The 24,962-nt window shown below is 37.9% G+C and carries 26 protein-coding genes; 8 read left to right on the plus strand and 18 right to left on the minus strand.

Going from position 1 to position 24,962, the window contains the following annotated elements; all coding sequences use genetic code 11:
- Nucleotides 1–158 precede the first annotated feature (158 nt).
- On the plus strand, nucleotides 159–899 hold the full coding sequence (gene prpE, locus LAV82_RS11285) for a bis(5'-nucleosyl)-tetraphosphatase PrpE (RefSeq protein ID WP_025749875.1): 741 nt from the start codon (nucleotides 159–161) through the stop codon (nucleotides 897–899).
- An 18-nt stretch (nucleotides 900–917) separates the two neighbouring features.
- Here prpE and LAV82_RS11290 read toward each other — a convergent pair whose 3' ends face one another.
- The 4 genes from LAV82_RS11290 to LAV82_RS11305 all read right to left on the minus strand — a co-directional run bounded on the left by LAV82_RS11290 (nucleotide 918) and on the right by LAV82_RS11305 (nucleotide 3,749).
- Nucleotides 918–1,826 (minus strand): RluA family pseudouridine synthase, encoded by a 909-nt coding sequence (locus LAV82_RS11290; RefSeq protein WP_499716101.1) that lies wholly within the window; start codon nucleotides 1,824–1,826, stop codon nucleotides 918–920.
- Nucleotides 1,827–1,840: 14 nt separating this feature from the next.
- The gene (locus tag LAV82_RS11295; protein WP_025749877.1) at nucleotides 1,841–2,638 is read right to left on the minus strand and encodes an NAD kinase; all 798 of its coding nucleotides are present in this window, start codon (nucleotides 2,636–2,638) and stop codon (nucleotides 1,841–1,843) included.
- A 61-nt stretch (nucleotides 2,639–2,699) separates the two neighbouring features.
- Nucleotides 2,700–3,335, minus strand: coding sequence for a GTP diphosphokinase (gene yjbM, locus LAV82_RS11300; protein WP_014461566.1), 636 nt, complete (start codon nucleotides 3,333–3,335; stop codon nucleotides 2,700–2,702).
- A gap of 27 nt (nucleotides 3,336–3,362) precedes the next feature.
- Entirely contained in the window at nucleotides 3,363–3,749 is a 387-nt protein-coding gene (locus LAV82_RS11305; RefSeq protein WP_013055436.1) for a UPF0738 family protein, read from the minus strand.
- 216 nt (nucleotides 3,750–3,965) lie between these two features.
- On the opposite strand from LAV82_RS11305, the gene LAV82_RS11310 reads away from it, so the two are divergent.
- From LAV82_RS11310 to LAV82_RS11330, 5 genes are all read left to right on the plus strand, one after another.
- Nucleotides 3,966–4,556, plus strand: coding sequence for a CYTH domain-containing protein (locus LAV82_RS11310; RefSeq protein WP_029324774.1), 591 nt, complete (start codon nucleotides 3,966–3,968; stop codon nucleotides 4,554–4,556).
- Nucleotides 4,557–4,560: 4 nt separating this feature from the next.
- Nucleotides 4,561–5,250: a lytic transglycosylase domain-containing protein gene (locus LAV82_RS11315; protein ID WP_499716103.1), complete on the plus strand. Its 690-nt coding sequence runs from the start codon at nucleotides 4,561–4,563 to the stop codon at nucleotides 5,248–5,250.
- 286 nt (nucleotides 5,251–5,536) lie between these two features.
- On the plus strand, nucleotides 5,537–5,947 hold the full coding sequence (locus tag LAV82_RS11320) for a globin domain-containing protein (RefSeq protein ID WP_013055433.1): 411 nt from the start codon (nucleotides 5,537–5,539) through the stop codon (nucleotides 5,945–5,947).
- Nucleotides 5,948–5,973: 26 nt separating this feature from the next.
- A complete protein-coding gene (locus LAV82_RS11325; RefSeq protein ID WP_013055432.1) occupies nucleotides 5,974–6,825 on the plus strand; it encodes a ClpXP adapter SpxH family protein in 852 nt (283 codons plus the stop codon).
- A 294-nt stretch (nucleotides 6,826–7,119) separates the two neighbouring features.
- Nucleotides 7,120–7,299 (plus strand): hypothetical protein, encoded by a 180-nt coding sequence (locus tag LAV82_RS11330; protein ID WP_013055431.1) that lies wholly within the window; start codon nucleotides 7,120–7,122, stop codon nucleotides 7,297–7,299.
- A gap of 31 nt (nucleotides 7,300–7,330) precedes the next feature.
- Here the strand turns inward: LAV82_RS11330 and pepF are convergent, their stop codons facing one another.
- The 4 genes from pepF to mecA all read right to left on the minus strand — a co-directional run bounded on the left by pepF (nucleotide 7,331) and on the right by mecA (nucleotide 13,025).
- Nucleotides 7,331–9,148, minus strand: coding sequence for an oligoendopeptidase F (pepF, locus tag LAV82_RS11335; RefSeq protein ID WP_211078298.1), 1,818 nt, complete (start codon nucleotides 9,146–9,148; stop codon nucleotides 7,331–7,333).
- A 163-nt stretch (nucleotides 9,149–9,311) separates the two neighbouring features.
- A complete protein-coding gene (locus LAV82_RS11340; RefSeq protein ID WP_211078297.1) occupies nucleotides 9,312–10,493 on the minus strand; it encodes a competence protein CoiA in 1,182 nt (393 codons plus the stop codon).
- A 119-nt stretch (nucleotides 10,494–10,612) separates the two neighbouring features.
- Nucleotides 10,613–12,130 carry a cardiolipin synthase gene (gene cls, locus LAV82_RS11345; RefSeq protein ID WP_211078296.1) on the minus strand — a complete coding sequence of 506 codons (1,518 nt, stop codon included), beginning with the start codon at nucleotides 12,128–12,130 and terminating at the stop codon, nucleotides 10,613–10,615.
- 214 nt (nucleotides 12,131–12,344) lie between these two features.
- Complete coding sequence (gene mecA, locus LAV82_RS11350) at nucleotides 12,345–13,025, minus strand: adaptor protein MecA (protein WP_057239667.1); 681 nt, start codon at nucleotides 13,023–13,025, stop codon at nucleotides 12,345–12,347.
- Nucleotides 13,026–13,385: 360 nt separating this feature from the next.
- Between mecA and LAV82_RS11355 the strand changes: the two genes are divergently transcribed.
- Nucleotides 13,386–14,051: a TerC family protein gene (locus LAV82_RS11355; RefSeq protein WP_057239481.1), complete on the plus strand. Its 666-nt coding sequence runs from the start codon at nucleotides 13,386–13,388 to the stop codon at nucleotides 14,049–14,051.
- 96 nt (nucleotides 14,052–14,147) lie between these two features.
- Here the strand turns inward: LAV82_RS11355 and madM are convergent, their stop codons facing one another.
- The 7 genes from madM to LAV82_RS11390 form a co-directional block, all read right to left on the minus strand.
- The gene (gene madM, locus LAV82_RS11360) at nucleotides 14,148–14,909 is read right to left on the minus strand and encodes a malonate transporter subunit MadM (RefSeq protein ID WP_029324768.1); all 762 of its coding nucleotides are present in this window, start codon (nucleotides 14,907–14,909) and stop codon (nucleotides 14,148–14,150) included.
- Nucleotides 14,906–15,319, minus strand: coding sequence for a malonate transporter subunit MadL (gene madL, locus LAV82_RS11365; RefSeq protein WP_013055424.1), 414 nt, complete (start codon nucleotides 15,317–15,319; stop codon nucleotides 14,906–14,908). The genes madM and madL overlap by 4 nt, the downstream gene beginning before the upstream one ends.
- A 195-nt stretch (nucleotides 15,320–15,514) precedes the next feature.
- Nucleotides 15,515–16,411 (minus strand): LysR family transcriptional regulator, encoded by an 897-nt coding sequence (locus tag LAV82_RS11370; protein WP_057239482.1) that lies wholly within the window; start codon nucleotides 16,409–16,411, stop codon nucleotides 15,515–15,517.
- Nucleotides 16,412–16,612: 201 nt separating this feature from the next.
- A complete protein-coding gene (gene spxA, locus LAV82_RS11375; protein WP_013055422.1) occupies nucleotides 16,613–17,011 on the minus strand; it encodes a transcriptional regulator SpxA in 399 nt (132 codons plus the stop codon).
- A gap of 419 nt (nucleotides 17,012–17,430) precedes the next feature.
- The gene (locus LAV82_RS11380) at nucleotides 17,431–18,834 is read right to left on the minus strand and encodes an amino acid permease (protein ID WP_057239483.1); all 1,404 of its coding nucleotides are present in this window, start codon (nucleotides 18,832–18,834) and stop codon (nucleotides 17,431–17,433) included.
- Between the two features lie 259 nt (nucleotides 18,835–19,093).
- Entirely contained in the window at nucleotides 19,094–19,219 is a 126-nt protein-coding gene (locus LAV82_RS11385; RefSeq protein WP_255260804.1) for a hypothetical protein, read from the minus strand.
- A gap of 137 nt (nucleotides 19,220–19,356) precedes the next feature.
- A complete protein-coding gene (locus LAV82_RS11390) occupies nucleotides 19,357–20,721 on the minus strand; it encodes an amino acid permease (protein ID WP_057239488.1) in 1,365 nt (454 codons plus the stop codon).
- Between the two features lie 450 nt (nucleotides 20,722–21,171).
- Here LAV82_RS11390 and LAV82_RS11395 point away from each other — a divergent pair, with 450 nt between their 5' ends.
- The gene (locus LAV82_RS11395) at nucleotides 21,172–21,747 is read left to right on the plus strand and encodes a GNAT family N-acetyltransferase (RefSeq protein ID WP_499716104.1); all 576 of its coding nucleotides are present in this window, start codon (nucleotides 21,172–21,174) and stop codon (nucleotides 21,745–21,747) included.
- 282 nt (nucleotides 21,748–22,029) lie between these two features.
- Here LAV82_RS11395 and LAV82_RS11400 read toward each other — a convergent pair whose 3' ends face one another.
- Genes LAV82_RS11400 through LAV82_RS11410 form a run of 3 tightly spaced genes read right to left on the minus strand, consistent with a single transcriptional unit; the run spans nucleotide 22,030 to nucleotide 24,960 of the window.
- Nucleotides 22,030–22,947, minus strand: coding sequence for an ABC transporter ATP-binding protein (locus LAV82_RS11400; protein WP_029324759.1), 918 nt, complete (start codon nucleotides 22,945–22,947; stop codon nucleotides 22,030–22,032).
- 1 nt (nucleotide 22,948) lies between these two features.
- Nucleotides 22,949–24,019: an ABC transporter ATP-binding protein gene (locus LAV82_RS11405; protein ID WP_013055417.1), complete on the minus strand. Its 1,071-nt coding sequence runs from the start codon at nucleotides 24,017–24,019 to the stop codon at nucleotides 22,949–22,951.
- A gap of 14 nt (nucleotides 24,020–24,033) precedes the next feature.
- Nucleotides 24,034–24,960 carry an ABC transporter permease gene (locus tag LAV82_RS11410; RefSeq protein WP_013055416.1) on the minus strand — a complete coding sequence of 309 codons (927 nt, stop codon included), beginning with the start codon at nucleotides 24,958–24,960 and terminating at the stop codon, nucleotides 24,034–24,036.
- Between the last annotated feature and the right edge of the window lie 2 nt (nucleotides 24,961–24,962).

Below are 24,962 nucleotides of genomic sequence, written 5' to 3' on the forward strand. Positions count from 1 at the left end.
CACAAAACTCATTTAACTTTATGATGAATTTTGTTTTTTTTCAACTCACAGCTCTTTACTCTTTTCCCAATAATATATAAGTTTTACACATAGTTTGCTCCATATAAGGGTAATTTTATATCGTCAAAGGAAAAACCTTTTAAGGATGTGGATAAAAGATGAAAGTAGATATAATAGGCGATATCCATGGATGCTATGATGAATTAAAAGCGTTAACAGAAAAACTTGGGTATGAGTGGCAAGACGGGATTCCTGTCCACTCTGACGGACGGCGCCTTGGATTTGTAGGTGATTTAACAGACCGAGGACCTCATTCACTAAAAGTGATTGAGCTCGTATGGTCACTTGTAATAAAGCATCAGCAAGCTTACTACTGTCCAGGCAATCACTGCAATAAGCTATATCGCTTCTTTTGCGGTAACAAAGTGCAAATTACTCATGGGTTAGAAACGACCGTTGCTGAGTACGAAGCTTTACCTTCAAGAGAACAGAAATTCATTAAGAAAAAGTTCATTGAGCTTTATGAGCAATCACCTCTATATGTGCAGCTTGATCAAAACCAATTAATTATTGCTCACGCCGGTCTTAAAGCTGAATACATCGGCAGAACGGATAAAAAAGTAAAAACCTTTGTGCTATACGGAGACATTACGGGTGAAAAACATCTAAACGGCATGCCTGTCCGACGGGATTGGGCCCAACATTATAATGGAAAACCTTTTATCGTGTATGGGCATACACCCGTAGTAAAAGCCAGAAAAATTCATAATACCATTAATATTGATACAGGCGCAGTTTTTGGAGGGGCTTTAACGGCGTTTCAGTATCCTGAAAGGAATATTATATCGGTGCCTTCATCTATGCCTTACGTAGAGGAAAAATTTAATCACTTCGTGTAAAAAGAAAGTCGCTTTTCATTAAAAAAAGCGACTTTCTTTTACGATTTGAAGTTTCTGCATATCTGGCGGCAAAGGTGCTGTAAAAGACAAAGTTTTTTGTAAAAAAGGATGAAAAAAAGTGAGCTCATAGCTGTGAAGAGCTTGACGAGAAATAAGATGATTCGTTCCGCCATATAAGGTATCTCCAAGCAGTGGATATCCTTTATAAGCCATATGAACACGAATTTGGTGAGTTCTCCCGGTCTCAAGCGAAAGAGTAACTTCTGTAAAAGAAGAATACTGACGAAGCGCCGTATAGTGTGTAATAGCAAACTGCCCATCTTCTCTTACTTCCCGTTCAATGATACTTGACTCTTTTCGGCCAATCGGTGCCTCTATCGTTTCTTTGCCAACAAGCTTACCATGAACAAAAGCTCGGTACACGCGTTTAATTTCATGTTCTTTTTGTGCTTTAGAGAATAAGTAATGAACGTGCCTATGCTTAGCGACAATAAGCAGCCCAGATGTGTCTCTGTCCAACCTATTCACAAGATGAACAGTCGAGTTAATGTTATTTTCCTCATAATAATAGAGCACAGCATTACTTAGTGACCACGTTAGATGTTCTCGAGAAGGTATACTTGGCATGTTTGGCTGCTTATTCAAAACTAATATATACTCATCTTCGTATACAATATCCAAAGGTATAGCTCTAGGAAGAAGACTTTCACTTGCTTTTTCTGGTGGAAACGCCACCTTGATTTCGTCACCTTTTTGCAGAATATATCGAACCGTTGCATGCTTTCCATTTACTTCAATTGCTCCTCCTCTGAACTTAATGTCCGTCAGAGAAGCTTTGGAAATATCATGTTCTTTTAAAAATTCACGAACCGCTACACCCTCGAAAGAATTATCTACGGTCCAACTCAACGTAAAAACTTGTTTCATTCTCTTCCCTGCCTTTAATCATCACATACAAAAGAATCTCTGACACGCTGCCAGAAAGGAAACGCACGAAAGCGAGCAAATCGAATTTTTTCGCTTGCTACCCGAAATTGAATCGACTTTACATCTTTATGTAAAAGAGTTAAATGATCAATGGTAATTTGAAAGTCTGCGTCGTTGACAGGCTTTAACAGCGCTGTATGATGTCCAGGAAGAACCAATGGAGAACCTATCGTACGGAACACTCGATTGTTAATAGAAGCCATTTCAGCAATTTGAATAGCTTGAAGCGAAGGATGTAAAATCGCGCCTCCAAGGGATTTGTTGTAAGCTGTACTTCCCGAGGGAGTGGATACGCAAAGGCCGTCTCCTCGGAATGTCTCAAATCGCTGCCCTTTAATTTCCACATCCATTACTAAAGAACCTTCTACACTTTTTACCGTACATTCATTCAGAGCTAAGTATCGAGCTTCACGTCCACCGTTTGTGTAGCGAATAATCACTTCGAGCAGTGGATACTCTACAGTCTGATAGGGTGTCTTTGCAATAGCAATCACCAGCTTCTCAATCTCATCAGGTGTCCAATCTGCGTAAAAGCCTAAATGGCCGGTATGAACCCCAATAAAAGCCGTCTTGTCAAGTCGGTTTCGATAGCGGTGAAACGCGTAGAGAAGCGTTCCATCCCCTCCTACTGACACTACAATATCAGGCTGGTTTTCATCATATTCTAAATGAAAATCTAATAAATACGTTTTCATTTTTTGCATAAGCGTATTTGATATTTGGTTGCCTTTTGATGTAATAGCAAATTTTATTTTCTCCACCTAATTCTCTCCCCCTATCCATCCAATGTACAAAGCTGTTGCTGAGTCATACCTAAGATTCTTCCGCCGATTCTTTTTTTCGTGAGAAAATAGCCTGAGCTTCTTGAATCTCACCTCGTATTTGAGACATTTCTTCATCGAGCTGAGTAGCCGCTTCAGAAGCACGCTGAAGTCGTTTTTTGATATTCTCAGGAAATTTCCCGCTGTACTTATAATTTAAAGAATGCTCAATTGTAGCCCAAAAATTCATAGCCAGTGTACGAATTTGAATTTCCACTAAAATTTTCTTTTCACCTTTAATTGTTTGAACAGGATAACATACGACCACATGATATGAACGATAGCCGCTTTCTTTTTTATGAAGAATATAATCTCTTTCTTCAATCAATTCAAAGTCTGTTCGCTGACGAAGGAGCTCTACGACCGCTTTAATATCGTCCGTAAATTGACACATCATACGGAGTCCCGCAATGTCCTGCATCTCTTCCTCTAAGCGATCGAGAGAAATTCCTTTTCGAGTCGCTTTATCCAAAATACTGGCGATAGGCTTTACTCGTCCCGTCACGAATTCAATAGGTGAATGTGTAGACTTCATATCATACTGTGAACGAATTCCCTTTAATTTCACCTTAAGTTCTTCAACGGCTTGTTTATACGGTGCTAAAAATAAATCCCAATGCCTGATCATTAATAACACCCCCCTTTTTTCTCTCTATTACTTATTTTCTTTATCTAAAAAAACTTCCTCTACTCTTGCTACCATCTCGTCTCCATAATTCACATTTCCTTCGATGTTACTGATGAGATAAGATAGCTCTTCTTTAACGGCTGATAGCTCAATTACTTTCTTATTAATTTCTAAAAATACTTTCATATCTTTATGTAAGACGTGCTTTAAATTTGCCCAAATATTATCACTAAGGCCAACATACATAAATTGATCATTAATATCTACAACATATACAAATGACATGTTATCTGAGTCAACAAGCATTTGTTTTGTATCTTCCAATTGTTCAATTTCCGTCTCAATAGGGTCTGCTTTTAAATGTAATTCATTTGATTTCATCACACAGGTAGTGATGTCAATTCGATTGTGCATAAATAAACTCCTTCCAACTATACAATTCGTTACTATTTTAACACATTCCAGGAACGTTTAATAAAGGTAAAACCTAAACAATCCGTATTTCTTCATTTTCCAAGTTCCCCATATGGATATTCCTGTTAGGAAATGTAGTTTTACTGTCTCAAAAAGTGTGATAAATTAAGATGGAAAGTGCCTTACCAAAAGACCTAAATTAAAAGGATGATTTCATTGAAACAAGAAATTGAAATTGAATTTAAAAATATAGTAACGAAAGAAGAGTTTGATCGTCTCCGCTCACACTTTCAACTAACTGAAGATCAGTTTGTTTCTCAAGAAAACCACTATTTTGATACACCTGCTTTCTCATTAAAAGACTGCGGGGCTGCCCTGCGAATTAGAAGCAAAAAAGATAAGTCCGTTCTCACGCTCAAACAGCCTCATCAAGAGGGTCTTTTAGAAACACATGAAGCATTAACAAATGAACAAGCTAAAGAATTGCGAGATGGCAGCGCCAAGATTCCGTCAACAATTCAACAGCTTATTACTGATTTACAAGTCGATAGCCATGCGCTAACTTATTTTGGCACTTTGCGTACAAGTCGAGCAGAAATTCCATATAAAAACGGGTTACTTGTACTCGATCATAGCTTTTATCTAGGTGCTGAGGATTATGAACTTGAATACGAAGTAACCGATGCCAATGAAGGAGCAAAATATTTTGAGCAATTGCTTACGGAGCTTGATATTAAAAAGAAACCAACGGAAAACAAAATTCGACGGTTTTACAAGCGAAAGTATACGTTAATGGATGGAGAATAAATTCATGAGCATGAATATTAACAATTACATGTCTTCCGTTCAATTTCCTGGAACTCAGCCATTTTCAGTTAACAACCAGATGCCAACAGCTAACGTGATGCTTGGTACAACTTTACTCTCTGTATTTGCTCAGCTTTTTCAAGACTACGTCAATCAAGAGCCTCAAATGAGTACCAATCTTTACTTGAAGGCAGCGCAGATGTTTCCATCTACGGCGGTTCAAATGCAGTCCGAGCCATCTATTTCTTCCTCAAGTAAGGCAGCGGCTTCAAATGCTGCCTTACCTGCACAAAAAAATGAAACGGCAAAGGCCAGTTCCCAGGATGTACAAACGATAATTACAGAAGCAGCTGCACGCTACCAGCTGGATCCTAAACTTATTCGTTCTGTTATTAAACAAGAATCAAACTTTAATCCATCTGCCAAAAGTTCTGTAGGAGCGGCTGGGCTTATGCAGCTAATGCCAGAAACCGCTAAAGCTCTTGGTGTAGAAGATCCGTATGACTCCAAGCAAAATGTGTTTGGAGGAGCCAAATATCTTCGACAAATGTTAGATAAATACAACGGAAACGTGAAATTAGCATTGGCGGCCTATAATGCTGGACCAGGTAACGTTGATAAATACGGCGGAGTACCCCCTTTTCAGGAAACGCAAAAATATGTAAATAAAATTATGTCTTCTTATCTTGTGTAAATGAGCCAAAGCATTCGCCACTCGAACATGGAATGGCTGTAGTTTGTCGAGGTTACACTATATAAATAGAAGGAAACGTTTGTGAAAGTATTCCTTTGTTTCTCATAATTAGTGATTCGCCACAGCATCATAGACTTTTCTTATGTAAAATTCGACTTTATCTCTTTTCCAGTAGAAGAAGTAAGCGGATAGTTTGAGTTAACGAAATGACACTGCTAAAATTAAGGAAAGTAAAAAACACCAAAGAGTTAAGACGTATATTTCTTATAACAAAGGAGTTATCAACATGAGAGAAAAAATCCACTCCCCTTACGAATTATTAGGCGGTGAACATACGATTTCAAAACTTGTTGATGCTTTTTATACACGCGTTGGACAACATCCTGAGCTCGCGCCAATTTTTCCTGATGATTTAACAGAAACAGCACGAAAGCAAAAGCAATTTCTGACACAATATTTAGGAGGGCCTTCATTATACACTGAAGAGCATGGTCACCCTATGCTGAGAGCTAGGCATCTTCCTTTTGAAATTACACCGTCAAGAGCCAAAGCCTGGCTGACATGTATGCATGAAGCAATGGACGAAATTAATTTAGAAGGCCCTGAGAGAGATGAACTTTATCATCGTCTTATTTTAACTGCCCAACACATGATTAATTCACCGGAACAGACAGATGAGAAAGGATTTTCACATTGAGTAATCTAAATAGCCAATACCCATCCTTGCATCAGCTTTGTCAAGGTTCAAATAAAAAACCGCTTGAAATCTATGTATTTGTTGACCCTCTTTGCCCGGAATGCTGGGCACTCGAGCCTATTCTAAAGAAGTTACAAATAGAATATGGTCAGCTGTTATCCCTCAAGCATGTGCTTGGCGGAAACTTACAGCAATTAAATATTGGAGCACAGCAAAAATTTGAACATATTGCAAAATCGTGGGAGAAAACTGGAAGCCGCTCCGGTATGTCATGTGACGGCAATCTGTGGCTTGAAAACCCAATCGATACTCCTTACGCTGCATCAATTGCGATTAAAGCGGCCGGTCTGCAAGGAAAGAAACAGGGCATTCGCTTTTTGAGAAGACTTCAAGAAGTAGTATTTTTAGAAAAACAAAATGTTACAGAAGAATCTGTCTTAATACAATGTGCAAAACATGTGGGGCTAGATGTTAATGAATTTGTAAAAGATTTGCATTCAGATTACGCTGCGAAGGCCTTTCAATGTGATTTAAAAATCACGTCGGAAATGGATGTCGATGAAATTCCAACTCTTGTGTTCTTCAACGAAAAAGTTGAAGAAGAAGGCATTAAGATATCAGGATACTATTCGTACGAAACATATGTACACATCATTAAAGAGATGTTAGAAATTGACCCAGATCCAGCTTGTCTTCCGCCTCTTCGTTCATTTTTAAGCTATTTTCAATTTGTTGCTTCAAAAGAAGTTGCGGTTGTGTATGGTTTATCATTAGAAGAGGCTGAAAAAGAATTGAAAAAACTTCAGCTTCAGCAAGTGGTTGAGAGAGTTCCTGTCAAATACGGCACCTTTTGGAGAAGTACTGAAAAGAGCTGTTAATCATTAAATGTTGATGCTTATCCTAAGCATCAACTAAACAAAAAAGACTTGGCTTTCGCCAAGTCTTTTCGTTTGTCTTAAGACAACAAGGGGATGGGAGAAATTTTTCACGGTCAAACAAAGGGGTATATGTTTGTTTTGTGATAAACTTCACGATTAATACTATAGCAAATTATGTCGACTTTTGGCAACCCCTTTTTTCAATTTTATTCACTTTTTTATAAAAAAACTTCATAAACAGCCAGATTCACTCATATAGTACAACCAATTATGCTTTTAATAGAGGTGTTAACTATGAAAATTGCTGGAATTACTCTAGGGGTTGTTATTCTTTTGGTTTCTTTTTTATTCTATATTTTATCTCTTATGCAGCTTGTTCCTCTCATTATCGCAGGCCCTCTCTTATTTTTAGCTATTCTTATTATTTTTACATTGCTTAACAATCACAACAAATTTCGAGGATTTAAAAAATGAAGCAGGATACAGCTCCTGCTTCATTTTAATTTTATTGATTTAATAAACGTTCCATTTCCGTTAATTTCTCTTCAAATACAGCTAGCGCTTCTTCAATAGGCTGAGACGTTGTCATGTCTACTCCTGCTTTTTTCAACACTTCAATTGGATAATCAGAGCTTCCTGACTTTAAGAAACCTACATAGCGCTCAACAGCCGCATCTCCTTCTTCAAGGATTTGCTTGCTTAATGCCGCTGCTGCACTGAACCCTGTAGCATATTGATAAACGTAGTAATTGTAGTAGAAATGCGGAATACGAGCCCATTCTAATCCAATCTCTTCGTCAATTACTAAGTTGTCTCCAAAATACTTTTTATTTAAGTCATAATATAATTTTGTTAATAATTCAGGTGTAAGCGGCTCTCCGTTTTGAGCACGCACGTGCACATCGTGCTCAAATTCAGCAAACATCGTTTGACGGAATACCGTACCGCGGAATCCTTCTAGATAATGGTTAAGCAAGTACAAGCGCTGCTTTTCATCATCAATCGTTTTTAGTAAATAATCGTTTAGAAGCGCTTCATTACACGTTGAAGCTACTTCTGCCACAAAGATTGAATAATCTCCGTAAGGATATGGCTGCGTTTTTCTTGTGTAATAACTGTGTACAGAATGGCCAAATTCATGGGCTAGTGTAAACAAGTTATTTACATTATCCTGCCAGTTCATTAAGATATAAGGATTGGTGCCGTACGTTCCTGAAGAATAAGCACCGCTTCGCTTGCCTTTGTTCTCATGAACGTCTACCCAACGGTTTTCAAATCCTTCTTTTAACACGTTAAGATAGTCTTCACCCAGTGGTTTCAGGCCTTTTAAAATATAATCTTTTGCTTCTTCATAGGTTACTTCCATTTTTACGTCTTTTACTAAAGGCGTATAGAGATCATACATATGAAGCTCTTCAATTCCCAATACTTTCTTACGTAAATCAATATATCGATGCAATAAATGCAAATTATCGTTCACTGTTTTAACTAAGTTATCGTATACTTCTTCTGGAATGTTATTTGTGCTAAGAGCTGAGTGACGAGCTGAATTATAGTGACGAACGCGGGCGCTAAAATTATCTTTCTTCACCGTGCCGCTTAACGTACTTGCAAACGTATTTTTAAATTTACCGTACGTTTCGTACACCGCTTTAAACGCTTCTTTTCGTACGCGGCGATCGCTGCTTTCTAGGAAACGAATATAGCGCCCGTGCGTAATTTCTACTTCTTCTCCATTTTCATCTTTAATGGAAGGAAATTCTAAATCTGCGTTGTTTAACATTCCAAACGTGTTGCTTGAAGATCCTAGCACTTCAGAAGCCTGAGCAAGAAGCGCTTCTTCGCTTTCTGATAAAATGTGCGGACGCTCGCGAGTAATTTCATCTAATGCATGAGCATATAACTTTAGCTCTTTATGTTCCGCCATGTATTGTTTAATTTTTGATTCTTCAATAGACAAAATTTCTGGTGTTACATACGATAGTGCACTTGCAATTTGGGTATAAAGTGTTTTGATACGATCATTTAACCCTTGATAAAAAGAGTTAGTGGTATCTTGATCGTAGCGCATATGAGCATATGTATAAAGTTTACTAACGCGCATTGTGAGCTCGTCTTGCTCTTGAAGAGCGTCGTATAAAGTTTGAGCGGACTCTCCAAGTTTCCCTTTGAATTTTTCCATTTGCGGAATAAGAGCTTTTACTTCTTCAAATTCTTTTTCCCATGCGTCATCTGAAGCAAAAATATCCTCTAGTTTCCACGTATCTTCTACTTTTATCTCGCTTCTATTTGGTAACTTTTTTACTTTTGATTGTTCACTCATGGTCATCCCTCCATCTTTTTCTACCTGTCTATAACTGTTCGCTTTTTCTAAGGCGAATCCTTTTTATTTCTTTCGTTATTGTATGTTGTTTTAAAAGAATTAATCAAAAGTCAGTACGCTTTTGAAAAAAGGATTCTTTCTTAAGCGTACTGATTTTCAGTGATTATGTCACTTCTTTTGCTTGATTTAACCACCTTTTCATCATTTGTCCATCTTCTAAAAAAGCATCAGACGTTTGCTTTGGAATCGTGTAGGGCCTTCTGATTTTGTATACCCCAGAAGTTATATACGTTAGCATCCCTAGCCGGCATAATACCTCTATATACTCAAACAGGGGCTGTTCCACAGCAACAGGGGCCATCGGCAAAGACCGAAATACAATATGCCTCTTACGAATTCTGTAGAGCCATAGCCGGCCTAACTCTTTTTCTGTAACTAAATCCCCTACTTGCTTCTGCTGCATTAAATCGAGAAGCAGCCACGTTTGCCATATAGTAGCAGACGTTTCAACCATGTATAAAGAAGGCAGCGGCATGCCTGCTTCTGCTGGAATATGGGAGGGAGGAATATTATTTTCATAAAGAGCGTGTAAAAAAGGCTGAAGCTTCTGATTAGGATAGAGGATATAATGCGTTCTCCATGCCTTCTTTTTCTTTATCCATGAAGAGAAAAATTGAGGTTGTGTATGTGTAGAAAAAAGATCATGAAAGGTATGCTCGTGAGGAGAGAGCACGACAAGCTGTGCATAACAAATCTGAGATGAAAAAGGAATAAGATGTTCAAGTTTCAACAGTTGATTAGTAGAAGGTGAAAAATAAAGAAGTGTGGGCGTATAATCGGAAAGAGTAAGAAACTGCCACTCTTGAAAAGAAAGTTGATACATATAAGTGGATAAGCGCTTCATTCTTTTTGCCCCCATAATCCAAAGGGGCATATAATTTCCTTTCTCATAATGAATAGAACGTTTGGTTAGCGCTGAGGAAGATAAGGAAGCACATTGAAATTCGATTGCATATTTTTGCGAGGGCGTATCTACAAGAAGATCTGGACGCTGCATAATGTCAGGAAGATAACTTTCTAACCCGACTTCAAGATGAGAACTAAACCAGTGAAACAGCTTTCGTTTTCCGTCGAGATGATAATCTGTTTCACCTTCATGCTGAGCGACGCATGTTTTTTTCAGGTGAGCAAAATGAGGGATTTTTTTTGTACCTGCCTTTAACTGTACAGGGGATTGACAAGAGGGACAGTAGAACTGCTTTTCTTTTTTCCACAGCTTAAGCTGTTCAAGCGAAAAGCGCTGAGCTAGTGAAATGAGGCCTTCTTCTGTTTGTGCAACTAACAATCGTACATTTCTCCTTCCTATAGTAGCGAGCTATATCCTTGTATTCGACACTTTTCTACTAAACCCTTTTCTTTCAGAAAAAAACCACATTACAGCATACGCAATGTGGTTTACAGCGATTATAATAGCGGTGAAAGCAAACGGGCTGTTGATTCAAATAGCCGCTGTATAAATGGCCGCTTTTCAAAGTCTTTAAAGTGAAGCTCATTAGTTTCTTCTAAATCTTGCATATATTCATATACAAGCTTTTGAGTACTAGCTGTGCGATATAAAAAAGCATTTACTTCAAAATTCAAATGAAAGCTTCTCATGTCCATGTTAGCTGTTCCAATAGAGGCAATTTCTCTATCAACAATCACAATCTTGCTGTGCATAAATCCTTTTTTATACTCGTAAATTTTCACACCTGCTTCTAGCAGCTCCGGAAAATAAGAGCGTGATGCATGAAAAACAATTTTTTTATCGGGCTTCTGAGGTACAAGAAGCCTTACATCTATACCGCTTAGAGCAGCTACTTTGAGGGAAGTAAAAATATCTTCATCAGGTATGAAGTAAGGAGAAGCAATCCAAATGGACTCTTTCGCAGACGTAATCATCGAAAAAAATAAGTGTTTGATAATTTCCCACTCACGGTCTGGTCCGCCAGCAATCATTTGAACACCGCCGCACTTTTCCATATCAATGTCAATTAAATCCGGCGATAGATACGTTTGAGTAAGCATCGTCTGACCTGTCATATAATACCAGTCTTGCAAGAAAATAAGCTGCAATGAACGGACTGCCTCACCCTTCACCATCAAATGGGTATCTCTCCAAAAGCCAAAATGCCGACTTTTCCCGAGATATTCATCACCAATGTTCAAACCTCCTACAAATCCAATTGTTCCATCAATGACTACAATTTTACGATGATTACGGAAGTTGATTTTATTATTGAGAAATGGAAGTCTGACCGGCAAGAACGGAATCATTTCTACGCCCGCGTTTCTTAACTCGTGAATATAATGCGGTGAAAGCTGAAAACTGCCCACGGCATCATACAAGAAACGTACATAAACTCCTTCTTGTACCTTCTGAATTAAAATATCTTTAATTTGTTCTCCTAAGTGATCATGTCGTACGATGTAATACTCTAAGTGGATATGATGCCTTGCATGCTTTAATGATTCCATAATTTCGTGAAACGTCTCTTTTCCATTCGTCAATGCGCGCGTATCTGATGAAAAAGAAATTGGACTCTTGCTAAGCCTGACGGCTAGCTTCAGCATTTGCTTTCTACTGGTGCCCAACTGCTCAAAGGGATTTTCTAATATACCGGAATCTCTTTCCATCTTTAAAAGCACCTGTTCATCCAGCTTTGCTTTTTTAGCAAATAAACGCCGTTTTCGCGTATTGCGTCCAAATAACAAATAAAAAAAGAACCCTATTACCGGGAAACCGCCTAATACTACGAGCCACGTTAGCGTTTGAGTTGGATGACGGTTTTCTAATGAAATAACAAGACCGATGAAAACAACACTAATCGTAATTAAGATACTTAGCACGCCAATAAATTTACCGTCCCAATACCCTTTTGTAAAATAAAGCAAAGCAATAATACCAATAACAAAAATTAAAAGCTGTAATCTATTTTTCAACTTGTTTTCACCTATCCTAAAACCAATCTTTCATCATTAATAACAGGTCTCTATGCCGTTATTATCCTCAAACTTGTTATTTTAACACTACACTTTCCCGTGTAGGAAGCAGCCGCCTGCTTTTTCCACCTATATTGTTCGATATGAGCGGAGAGCATTTCCAAAAAAGAGGGCAAAACAAAGACCGATTTCATATACATGAAATCGGCTGCTATTATCGTAAAGGAAAATACTGTTTTACTTGTTCAAGTGCATTTTCACTGATTAATTCTTTTCCATATTCCATTAAACGATGAACGGTTACATTTGATTCATTTGCATATTCTAAAATGATACTTAAAATGTTATCAATTTCAGCTACAAAGTCTTCATCATCTGTAAACTCAACGTATAAATAATATTTTCCTTCAAACACGTACATGCTGTTGATAATATCATCTAACTCTAAATGGTGACTTAAGGAAATTAAATGTTCTAAGTCTTGAAAGCGTGCGACGAACTGTAGCCCTTCGTCTTCTATAATTTCTTCTTCAAAATCAGCTTTTTTATTTTGATTCGCTTGATGATCAAGCAACGCTTCAATTTTTCCATCTACAGGGATATCGATTTTATCATTTTCACCAACAGGTACTTCGAACTTTTGACCGTCTTTTGAAACTTGTGCTCTTGTTACAATAACCTCTAGCCCCTTCTCAAGCGCATGTACTTGAATCCAAAGAGGACCTTCTGCTATAAACTCTTCTTCTTGATGAATTTCGTCCATCATCTCCCAGAATAGCTCTTCACTGCGCTCTCGGCTAAACCAAATTTCATTGCGATCAAATCCACGTTCTTCAATATCTACGTAAGTGACAAAGAATTTTACTGTGTTTTCATTAATGCGTTCGATTTCCATTATCATCTCTCCCTTCGGAAAAATCAGTGAAGGTAATCCGGCCATTTCGAACATTACCCTTAAACGATGAAGGGACTATTTTACCCCCGTGTTAAAGCAATATTACATGTACTTTCTCACTTTGTAAAGCATTCTAACTTGGGATATACAAGCATACACTATTTGAGTGAACCTTGTATATCTATTTTATGACAAAATGCGAAAGAAAGGAAATAAAAAATACTCTGACAACTCATAGCCACCTTACACCTTACTTTGTTATATACATAATCTCTTTACCCTATGAACGCTTTTTGTTAAAAATGAACACAGATAAAGCAATATGAGCTACTTATCCTTACATATTGGGAGGGAAGACTATTGGATTTAGAATTAATAACCTCCATTCTTCTTATTATCGGTATCGATATTGTATTAGGTGGAGACAACGCTATTGTTATTGCCTTAGCAAGCCGCAACTTACCTGAATATCAGCGAAATAAAGCTATTTTTTTAGGGACTGGCTTAGCTGTGATAGTTCGCATTGTACTTACTATTTTAGCTGTTTATTTACTAACTATTCCTTACTTGCAGCTCATCGGCGGTTTTTTATTAGTGATCATTGCCTTTAAGCTTCTTGTATCAGAAGGTGATGATACATCTTCAATCCGTGCAGGTGTGACATTAGGCGCCGCTGTAAGAACGATTGTATTTGCTGATATTGTAATGGGACTAGATAATGTAATAGCTGTAGCAGGCGCAGCTCATGGAAATATTATCTTGGTTGTCACCGGATTACTCGTATCCGTCCCCATTATTGTTTGGGGAAGCAAGCTCATTTTGTATTTGATGGAACGATTTCCCCTGCTCGTTTATGGGGGAGCAGCTATTTTAGCTTATACTGCTGGAAATATGGTTGGACATGAAAAGAACTTACATTCATTCTTTGCAGACCATACATCTCTAGGAACATTTATTCCGTTTATAACAATTGCTGTTGTGCTGATAAGCGGCATGGTTGTTAATAGCTTTCGTTCAACTAAATGATAAAGAAAAGGCCATACTAAACATTTTTATTTAGTATGGCCTTTTCTTTAGTTTAATGAGCACAGCAGTCTTTTATTCATAAAACACTTTGTACAGTTAAAAAATAATCTCTGTGAGTAAAAAAAGAATAGATGGTACGAGTAAGCAACCAAGACCTGTATAAAATGTAGCTGTCATGGCTCCGTAAGGTACAAGTTTTACATCTGTCGCGGCTAAACCAGCTGCTACACCGCTCGTCGTCCCCATAACTCCTCCATAGATCATTGCTGTACGAGGGTTGTTTAATTTGATTTTCTTAGCAAATATCGGTGTCAAAATCATAACTGAAATGGATTTAATTAATCCTACAGCTATACTTAACGCGATAATATCAGAAGAGGCTCCAATCGCAGTTCCAGAAACCGGCCCCACAATATAGGTCACGGCTCCTCCTCCGATTGTGGTCAAAGCAACGGGATCTCTATATCCAAAACAAAGAGCAATAATTACACCTATTACAAAGGAATAGAAAACCCCAAAAAACAAGGCCGTAATCCCGCTGATTCCCGTTTTTTTGACTTCGCTAAAATTGGCGCCGAACGCAGTAGCAATAATGGCAAAATCTCGCAGCATCCCTCCGCCCATTAAACCAATTCCTGAAAATAACTGTATATCAGAAATTCCTTTCTCTCCTCCTGTGTTCACTCCACCGATATAAGCAAGGATTAATCCAAACATAATAGCAATAGCAGATCCGTGAACTCTTCCTTTTGTTAATTTATCTGATAAAAAATAAGCAATATACATGACAATCCCAATAATAGCAAATGCCGTAATCAGCCCGTTATTTTCTAATCCTTCTTTGATCATATTCATCATTTTATCTGCTCCTTAGGTAAAATAGAAAGCTCTATTTCTTGTTCTTTCACCTTCGCTTTCTCTCCTATTCTGCTGATAAATGGTATGGATAAAAAGCCTACTACGACCACTACCACCCCTGCAAGAAGCGCCATGCCTCCTCCATCAAGAGCAGCTACAACATTTTGCTGTGCAGACATTGCTACCACGATAGGAATATAAATACCTCCCCAAAAAGCAATGCCTTCTTCGGATTTTACTTGGAGCTTATTTTTCTTCTTTAAATAATCCACCGCTAGTACAAGAAGAAGCATGGATACCCCTACTCCTCCAACGTTGGCTTCTACTCCCATCAGCCCTCCTAAGGCGTCCCCTACAATTACCCCTATCAACATGCAAATAGACAGCAGCGCTACACCGAAGATTATCATATTACTTCCTCCCCACTCCATAATTGAGAGCGTTTACTTTATGATTTAAAAATAGTGTAAAGGAAAAAAGTTGAATAACCTATGCATTTTTAGTTATATACTTATATCAAAAATGACATAATGCAGTTTTTCTCTACTGTTCACTTTAGATTTATTCGAAAAAGAAATAAAAATCATGACATTTAGTCATGATTCTTATATGTATTCATGAGGCATACCGGAGCGTAAATGTTTAAAATAATCAATCACAAACTGCCTGAAGATTTGTTGTAAATCCGTCACGTAGCCTCCATTGTTCCAAGCTAAAAAGATAGTACGTTCAAATGTTTCCTCTTCAATTTTCAGCAGTTTTACATCTTTGCCTGTAGAACCTCCCCAAGTTACTTCAGGAATAAAACCTATTCCTTGCTTCGCTCTAATCAAACCTCTCACTGTTGCTGGATCATCGCTTTCAAACGTAATTTGAGGTACAAAATTCTGTTCCTTACAAATTACATCCGTTATTTTCCTTAGCTCTTTCCCTTTCTTTAGCACAATAAATTTCTCATTTTTAAGTTCATTTAACTTTACACGTGATTGCTTGGCTAAAGAATGATCAAGAGGCACTGCAAGCAAAATCGATTCACGAAGCAAAGGAGTATGTTCGATCTGACGGGTTGTTAATGGAAAAGCTGAAATACATAAATCAAAATCAGGCTGTGAATTAGAATTAGTCAAATGCTGCATCAGTCGAAAACGCACCTGAGGATATTGCTCACGAAACCTGCTTAATAGCTCTGGAAGTAAATGTGAACTAGCTAATACAACAAGGCGAATTTCTTCACATGGATCGTTCGACATATCCTTTAGCTCGTGCTTTGCGTCTTCCAATGTTTTTAAAGCAAGTTCTACTTTGGCACAGAATGCTTTACCATACCGATTTAATTTAATGTATTTACCGTTTCGATCAAACAAACGAATGCCTAGCTCTTTTTCTAACTGTGAAATCGTTTTGCTGAGAGCAGGCTGAGATACGTATAGCTCTTCGGCTGCTTTACTGATATGTTCTAATCTAGCAACTACTTGGAAATATTTTAGCTGTAAAAGCTCCAATCCGTTCACCACCACTTTTATATGTTTAGATACTCTCTTTCTTTACTAATTACATATATACTTCATTTTCCCTGCTATTTCGACAAAAAATAAGCAGCAGAGGCCATTTGGCTCCCTGCTGCTTATTTTTTATATACCAACTTCAAGCAAACGTTACTTGGTTGGTTTCTTATTTAAATCTTAAACAGACAAATATAAAAATTAACCATTCACAAGTCTTTGAGCTTCGCGAAGTTGGAAAGTACGCACTTTACGTGGTAAGAAACGACGGATCTCGTCTTCATTGTAACCAACTTGTAGACGTTTTTCATCAATGATAATCGGACGGCGCAATAAGCCGGGATTTTGCTGAATTAATTCATACAAATCTTGCAAAGGCATAGCGTCTACCTGAACGTCTAGTTTTTGGAAAGTTTTCGAACGTGTTGAAATGATTTCATCTGTTCCATCTTCTGTCATACGTAAAATTTCTTTAATCTCGTCGATTGATAACGGCTCTGAAAAGATATTACGCTCTGTATATCCAATATCATTTTCCTCTAACCAAGCTTTCGCTTTACGACAAGATGTACAACTTGGTGATGTATATAATGTAACCATTTACTCCTTCACTCCTTCTATCATAATCGGTCATAACATTTAAAACATGAACTGTAAATCATGTTGTTTTATACAAACTTCAACGAGTGTAAATATTTAATGACTGATAATGAAAATCGATACTACTTTATAATTACTTTTAAAAAATAATATCTATTTGCATTATACTATAAACTTCATCGGAATGATATACTTTTTAAAGTGAACTAGTACATTAGTTCGTTCCTTCACTGTCATTATTTTCATTGCCGATTTTCTTCATTATTTATTTACCACACTACTATTACGAATAAACCTGTAGATTAGTTTCATTTTTTTTATTATTTTTTTCTTTTACAAATTCCTCAAATTTTTCAGTCACTAAAAAAGCCTTGCAGAAGAACTGACTTTTCTGCAAAGCTTTTGAGATAACCTCTTATTTATTTAATAGCTGATGTGCTTTTTCCTCGTCTCATTAAGATAGGATACAGTAACAGCCCGATTACAAATAAGCCCATACCTAAGAAAAATGTTTTTAAATCAGCTGTCCCTGTCTTAATCACCCAAAGCGAATAAATAAGTGCTAACGAGGCGATGATTCCGTCTTTTACTCGCGATCCTTTAATCGTGCCGTACGTCTCACCCGTCACAATAAGCTTTAATTGATAAACTGTCGTCACGAAATAAGGAACTAAATAAGCGAGAGTAGCTACAACGATAGCGAAATTATAGGCTTGCGAAACTGTACCTGAAATAGTCGCGAACAAAAACAACTGTGTTAAGCCATTTGTTAATGTTAGTGAGCGGGCTGGACTATTGTTCTGATTCGTTTTAGCAAACCACTGTGGAAACAACCCTGATTTTGCTGCTTGATAAGGAACTTCTGCACTAACAACAATCCATCCAACAGTAGAACCTAATAAAGAAATAAGTGCTAAAATAGCCATTACGTAAGCACCTTTATGTCCAATCACCATTTCTAACGTATCTACCAAAGGTTTTTGAGACTGCTGAAGCTGAGCTGTTGAAAGAATCCCCATAGCTAGAAGCGTAATCCCCACATAGATAACCATCGAGATCAATAATCCAAGCAGCGTTGCTTTCTTCACTACTTTTTGTGATTTTGCACGGTTAGATAACAGTACAGCCGATTCAATTCCGATAAACGCCCACAGCGTAGCAATGGCTGCCCCATTGACCTGACTTCCCAATCCTACATTTATACCCTTTGAATTAACAAATTCTGTACTGACCAGGTTGGATGCGCTAAATAGCGATAGCGCCACAACAATAAATAAACCGAATCCAATAATTTTAGCTGCCGTTGTGATAAAGTTAATATTACCGGCGCTATTAATATCTCGCTGCAAAATAGCTTGAATTCCCCATAGGACAATAGAACATACTAAAAACGTAATGAATTTTCCAGCTTCTAATTGAAAATTTCCGACTGAAAATAAAATATCCTTACTCTCCATTACTGGAAAGAACGTTGTTAAATATCCCGCAAATGATATGATGACAGATGCTGTTGCAGCCCAGTTAGCTGCCCAATAGCCCCAAGCCATGCTATACCCTGCTACTTTACCTGCTTTAGGCGATGAAAAAAGATTCGCTGCATAACTTTGAGGCCCTCCTTTTAATTCGGGCTTTCTCATGACTAAATTCCCGAATACAAGAGCAATCATGAATACGCCAAGACCTGTTGCAATCCAAGCAAGTGTTGAACCGATTGGACTTGATACGTTTGCTAAATTAGAAGGAAGCATAAATACTCCGCCGCCTACCATATTACCAACTACAAAGGCTGTTAAAAACCAAAGTCCCCATTTTTTATCTTTCATTTGCTCTGTCTCCTTTTGCTTTCTAAAAGCTTAAACTTTTGAGATAGAAAGCTCGATGCTAATCTATTAACACGTAAAAATTATTTGTTTCTTCATTCATCTCTTCATTTGTTTAACAATATAATATATTAGCACACTAAAGCGAAAAGTGAAATAATAAATCCTTCATTTTCTTTTGGAAAAAAATGCGGGTGGGACACAACTACATCAATCTAAAGGTGAACAAATGGGATATATGAGTTCGTATGGATCGCGCTTGTTACACCGCTGCTGATTTCCGTGCAAGACTTCGCTTTCCGCGGGCGGGCGGTGAGCCTTCTCGTTGCTTCCGCTCCTGCGGGGTCTCGCTTTTCCCGCAGGAGTCTTCGCCTTGCCCTCCAATCAACAGCTAGAAGCCCTACATACAGTAAACCTACGTTCACCATCACCATAAAAAAATCCGAACGAGTTGGATTCTTAATCAAGAATTCAACTCGTTCGGATCTTTCTTCAACGAAACTACTTTTGTCCGAGCCTCATTTTTTATCTTTTATGAAAACCTTTTGAATAGTAGACAACAACCAATAAAATAAACCATATCGGACCTACAATAAGGGCTATTCTTGTATCAGAAGAAAAACCCATCACCACTACTACTCCCGCTAAGAAAGCAAGAGAGAGATATGACGTATACGGGAAGAACGGAAGCTTATATTTTAAATCACTTACTTGCTGATCGCTTAATCCCTTGCGGAAGCGAATTTGAGAAAGTAAAATAATTCCCCATGTCCAAATTGCTCCAATAGTGGCAATACTCGTCACCCACGTGAACACCTTATCAGGAACAACATAGTTTAAGCCAACTCCGATTAGCAGTACAACAGCTGAAGCAATAACTGCTGCACCAGGCACGCCGCCTTTTGTTAAGTTGGCATAGCGTTTTGGAGCTTCTCCGTGCTGAGCTAAATTAAATAACATACGGCCCGTACTAAAAATTCCACTGTTACAAGAAGATAAAGCCGCTGTTAACACTACAAAGTTTATAATCCCTGCTGCAGCGGGTATTCCAGCTTTATCAAATGTTAAAACAAATGGACTTCCTTGTGTTCCAATCTCTGGCCAAGGATAAATAGACATAATAACAAACAAAGCTCCGATGTAAAAAATCAAAATTCTCCACAGTACATTATCAATTGCTTTTGTTAGTGTTTTTTCCGGATTTTTCACCTCTCCTGCTGTTACCCCAATCATTTCAATACCAAGGTAAGCAAACATAACCATTTGAAGTGATAAAAGAACACCTTTCATACCATTCGGGAAAAAGCCCCCGTGACTCCATAAATTACTGATTCCTGTTGCAATACCGCCATTTCCAATTCCAAAGATAATCATGCCCAGTCCCAGCACAATCATAAGGATAATCGTTACTACTTTAATAAGAGAAAACCAAAACTCTAGTTCGCCATATGCTTTTACAGCTAAAAAGTTAACCCCTGTCATGATAACGAGTGCTGCAAGTGCCCATATCCACTGAGGTACACCCGGGAACCAAAACTCCATATATACTCCAACAGCTGTAATTTCAGCCATACATGTAATAATCCACATAAACCAGTAGTTCCAGCCTGTTAAATAACCAGCAAGTGGCCCTAAATAATCGTTAGCATACTTACTAAAAGAACCGGCTACTGGATTTTGTACTGCCATTTCACCTAGCGCTCTCATAATAAAAAACATAACAAGACCACTGATTCCATACATGATAAGAATACCAGGACCCGCTAACCGAATAGCGGATGCAGAACCTAAAAACAGTCCAACTCCGATAGCTGCACCTAAAGACATTAAGCTAATATGTCTTTCCTCAAGTCCACGGCTTAATTCTTTTTCTTGCGTGTTCCCTTGCATAATTCTCTCTCCTAACATATCCATTTCATTTAATAGCGATAGCGGCTACGTGTATAGTATTAACTTATTTTTCAGCCAAATAATTCTAGCAGTGTATGTACTAAAAATCTGATATTGCAAGTTTCACACCTGCACTTTTACCGCTATCACATCTGTAAAATACAATATTAAAAAAACTTCACTTTGTTCATTTTATCAAAAATCACAAAAAATGCGATAGTTTTTTGTGATTTTCACAAATAAACTTATGATCGAAATATAATAAAAACCATTTTTTACATTATATGTTCTTATTACACTATAATTATCTAAATATTAAGAATAATAAATCGATTATTCTTCTATATTTTCAATTATAGATGCTTACTTTTCCCTAAAAAGGGTAAAGATAAGATAACTGTTTAAACACTATTATGAACATCATCATGAAAAGATCAGTAGGAGGGTGCTATGAATTGGTATGAAAAACTAAGTCAATATTTTCCCATTGAAGAAATGAAATCAAAGAAGCATATCGAAACGCTTTTACAAGAACGCAGCGATATTTATCATAAAAATGAAGGACCTCATCACGTATTAATGTATGTGGAAACAGACCAATTTATCTTTATTGATTACCTCTTTGTTTCAAAAGACGCTCGAGGTCAAGGGCTTGGCGGTAAATTAATTGATGAGTTAAAACAGCATAACAAACCCATTATCTTAGAAGTAGAGCCTGTAGACTATAAAGATTCAGACTCAGCAAAACGACTGCATTTTTATAAACGTGCAGACTTTAAGCATGCTCAAACAATTGGCTATAACCGCCGGTCATTAGCTACAAATGAAATTAACCAGATGAAAATTCTATACTGGTCTCCTACCTCTGAAACAGAGGAAAGCATTTTAAATAAAATGAAAAAAACGTACGAGTTAATTCATACGTACAAAGACAAAGAAATATATGGTGCGTCCTATCAGCCGGCAGATCAAGTATTGAAAATTGACAAAAATCGTAAAGACGGCGATATCTTAGCAGACTTATAAAAAGAAGGTAGACATGTGTCTACCTTCTTTTTATATTTTTTGAATTATTATTCAAAATAAAACATTATTAACCACTTATATTCCTTTAGTTATAAGATTTATACATAGATATTTTGTCTTAAATATAAAATTCTGAAAATTTTCAATAGTATTTTTCAATCCTTTACTGTATAATACCTGTAAAGCGCTAATGTTACTTGTTCTTACATGTTTTTTGCAACTTGAAGCTTAGTGTTCTTTGATAACTAAATAAAAAACGACCTCGTTGTGAGATCGTTTTTGTTAGGTTGTATATGTGGCAAACTCTGCTTGAGAACAAGACACGTAGTGACCTGGAGATACTTCTCTAAGTTCCGGTTCTTCACCGTTATAGTCATGGATACTTGGATCATAAATTTTGCGCTGACGCGTTTTTTCACTGTCAGGATCGGGAAGCGGAATAGCTGAAAGCAACGCTTTTGTATATGGATGAACAGGGTTTCGATAAAGTTCATCACTTGGTGCAAGCTCTACAATCTTACCTCTGTACATAACGCCGATGCGGTCACTGATGTATTTTACCATTGACAAATCATGGGCGATAAATAAATATGTTAGTCCACGTTCACGCTGTAACTTCTTCATTAAGTTAACAACTTGAGCTTGTATAGACACGTCCAAAGCTGAGATTGGTTCATCTGCGATGATAAAATCAGGTTCTACTGCCAGTGCTCTTGCGATACCGATACGCTGACGCTGGCCGCCACTAAACTCATGTGGATAGCGATTTGCATGTTCTTTGTTAAGCCCCACTGTTTCAAGAAGCTCGTGAACCTTTGCCATACGCTCCTTTCTCGTCTTAGCTAAACCGTGAATATCAATGCCTTCTGCTATGATATCTGCTACGGTCATACGAGGGTTAAGCGACGCATATGGGTCTTGGAAAATCATTTGCATTTTACGATTGAATTTTTTAAGCTCTGAGCGAGATTTGCGACCATGTACATTTTCGCCATTAAATAGCACCTCACCGCTAGTAGCGTCATATAAACGAATAATCGTTCTGCCTGTCGTTGACTTTCCGCAACCGGATTCACCTACAAGCCCTAATGTTTCTCCGCGGAAGATGTCAAACGTCAGACCATCAACTGCTTTAATTGTTCCTTTACTTGTGAAAAAATGTTGCTTTAAGCCTTTAATCTCTAATAATTTATCTGTCATGTTATTCACCATCCTTCGCTACGAGTACAGGTGTCCGGTATACATTATCAACTTTACGCATGCGGCGCTGAACTGAAGCAGGCGGCTCTACTTTTGGTGCATCGGGATGTAACAGCCATGTTTTCGCATAGTGCGTATCAGATATTTTGAACATTGGAGGTTCTTGCTCAAAATCGATTTTCATTGCGTATGGATTTCGCGCTGCAAATGCATCTCCTTTTGGAGGATTCGTTAAATCTGGCGGCGTTCCAGGAATAGCAGCCAGCTCTTCTTCTGCCTCGTTATCTAAGCTTGGCATAGAAGCTAGCAGTCCCCACGTATACGGATGTTTTGGATCGTAAAACACTTCATCCACTGTGCCCATTTCAACAATTTGACCAGCATACATAACGGCTACTCGATCTGCTACATTTGCTACTACACCAAGATCATGGGTAATAAAGATAATAGATGTATCCGTTTTTTTCTGAATGTCTTTCATCAATTCTAAAATTTGAGCTTGAATTGTTACATCAAGCGCCGTTGTTGGTTCATCAGCGATCAATAGCTTCGGATTAGAAGCAAGAGCCATCGCAATGACAACACGCTGTCTCATCCCGCCGCTGAATTCATGCGGATATTGATTCACACGCTGTTCTGGAAAAGGAATTCCTACAAGCGTTAATAACTCGACTGCCCGTTTTTTTGCTTCTGCTTTAGACACTTTGGAATGCTTGATTACGACTTCACCAATTTGAGCCCCAACTTTCATCGTTGGATTTAAGGAAGTCATCGGATCTTGGAAGATCATACCGATATCTTTACCGCGAATAGCTTCCATTTCTTTATCCGTTTTCTTAGCTAAATCAATGCCGTCAAACAGCATTTCGCCGCTTTTGATTCGGCCAGGAGGCATCGGAATAAGGCGCATGATCGTTTGTGAAGTTACACTTTTACCAGATCCTGATTCACCAACAATTGCTAAAGTTTCACCTTTATTTAAGTGGAAGTTAACGCCGCGAACAGCTTGAACTTCTCCGCCATATGTTTTAAATGATACAGCTAAATTTTTTACTTCTAATAAACGTGACATATGAGTTCACTTCCTTACTTACGTAGTTTTGGATCTAACGCATCTCGTAATCCATCACCAATTACGTTGAACGCTAAGATTGTTAAACAGATAAACAAACCTGGGAAAAATAAGCGCCAAGGATAGTATTCCAAAGCAGGTAAGCCTTCTGAAGCCATTGTTCCCCAGCTTGCAAGCGGTGCCGGAACGCCTAGTCCCAAGTAGCTTAAAAATGCTTCTGTAAAGATTGCTGAAGGAATCGTTAGTGTCATTGTTACTAAAATTGGACCTGTTGCGTTAGGAATAAGATGTTTAAATAAAATACGTTTTGTTGTTGCTCCTAATGTTTGTGAAGCCATTACGTACTCTTGGTTTTTCAACTGCAATACCTGTCCACGCACAATACGGGCCATGTTAATCCAGCCGGTAATGGTCATCGCTAAAATCATCGTGCCTAACCCTTGGCCAAGCATAACCATTAAAATAATAACCAGTAAAAGGTAAGGAACACCATATAAGATATCCGCAACACGCATCATTGTTTCATCCGTACGGCCGCCGCGGTATCCAGAGATGCTTCCCCAAACTACGCCGATGAATAAATCAATTAAAGCTGCTGCTAACCCGATAAATAATGAAATACGAGCGCCTTCCCACGTACGAGCAAAAACATCACGCCCTAATTCATCTGTACCGAACCAGTGCTCAGAAGATGGAGCCTGATTAGCATTCAGTAAATCATTGGTTGCATAATCATATTTCACCATCAATGGACCAAATATAGCCATAAAAACAAGGAGAACCATTAGTACTACACCAAACATAGCAAGCTTGTTTTTGCGAAAACGAATAAAAACATCTTGCCAGAATGAAAGACTCGGTTTTTCAATCTTTTCTGCCTGAGCGCGGTCAATCCCTGCTGTTTCAAACATTTCTTTAGGAATTTTCGGAAGTTGCTGCATAG

Origin of the sequence: Bacillus sp. ILBB4 (genome assembly GCF_035064545.1) — a bacterium.
Lineage (GTDB): Bacteria > Bacillota > Bacilli > Bacillales > Bacillaceae_H > Priestia.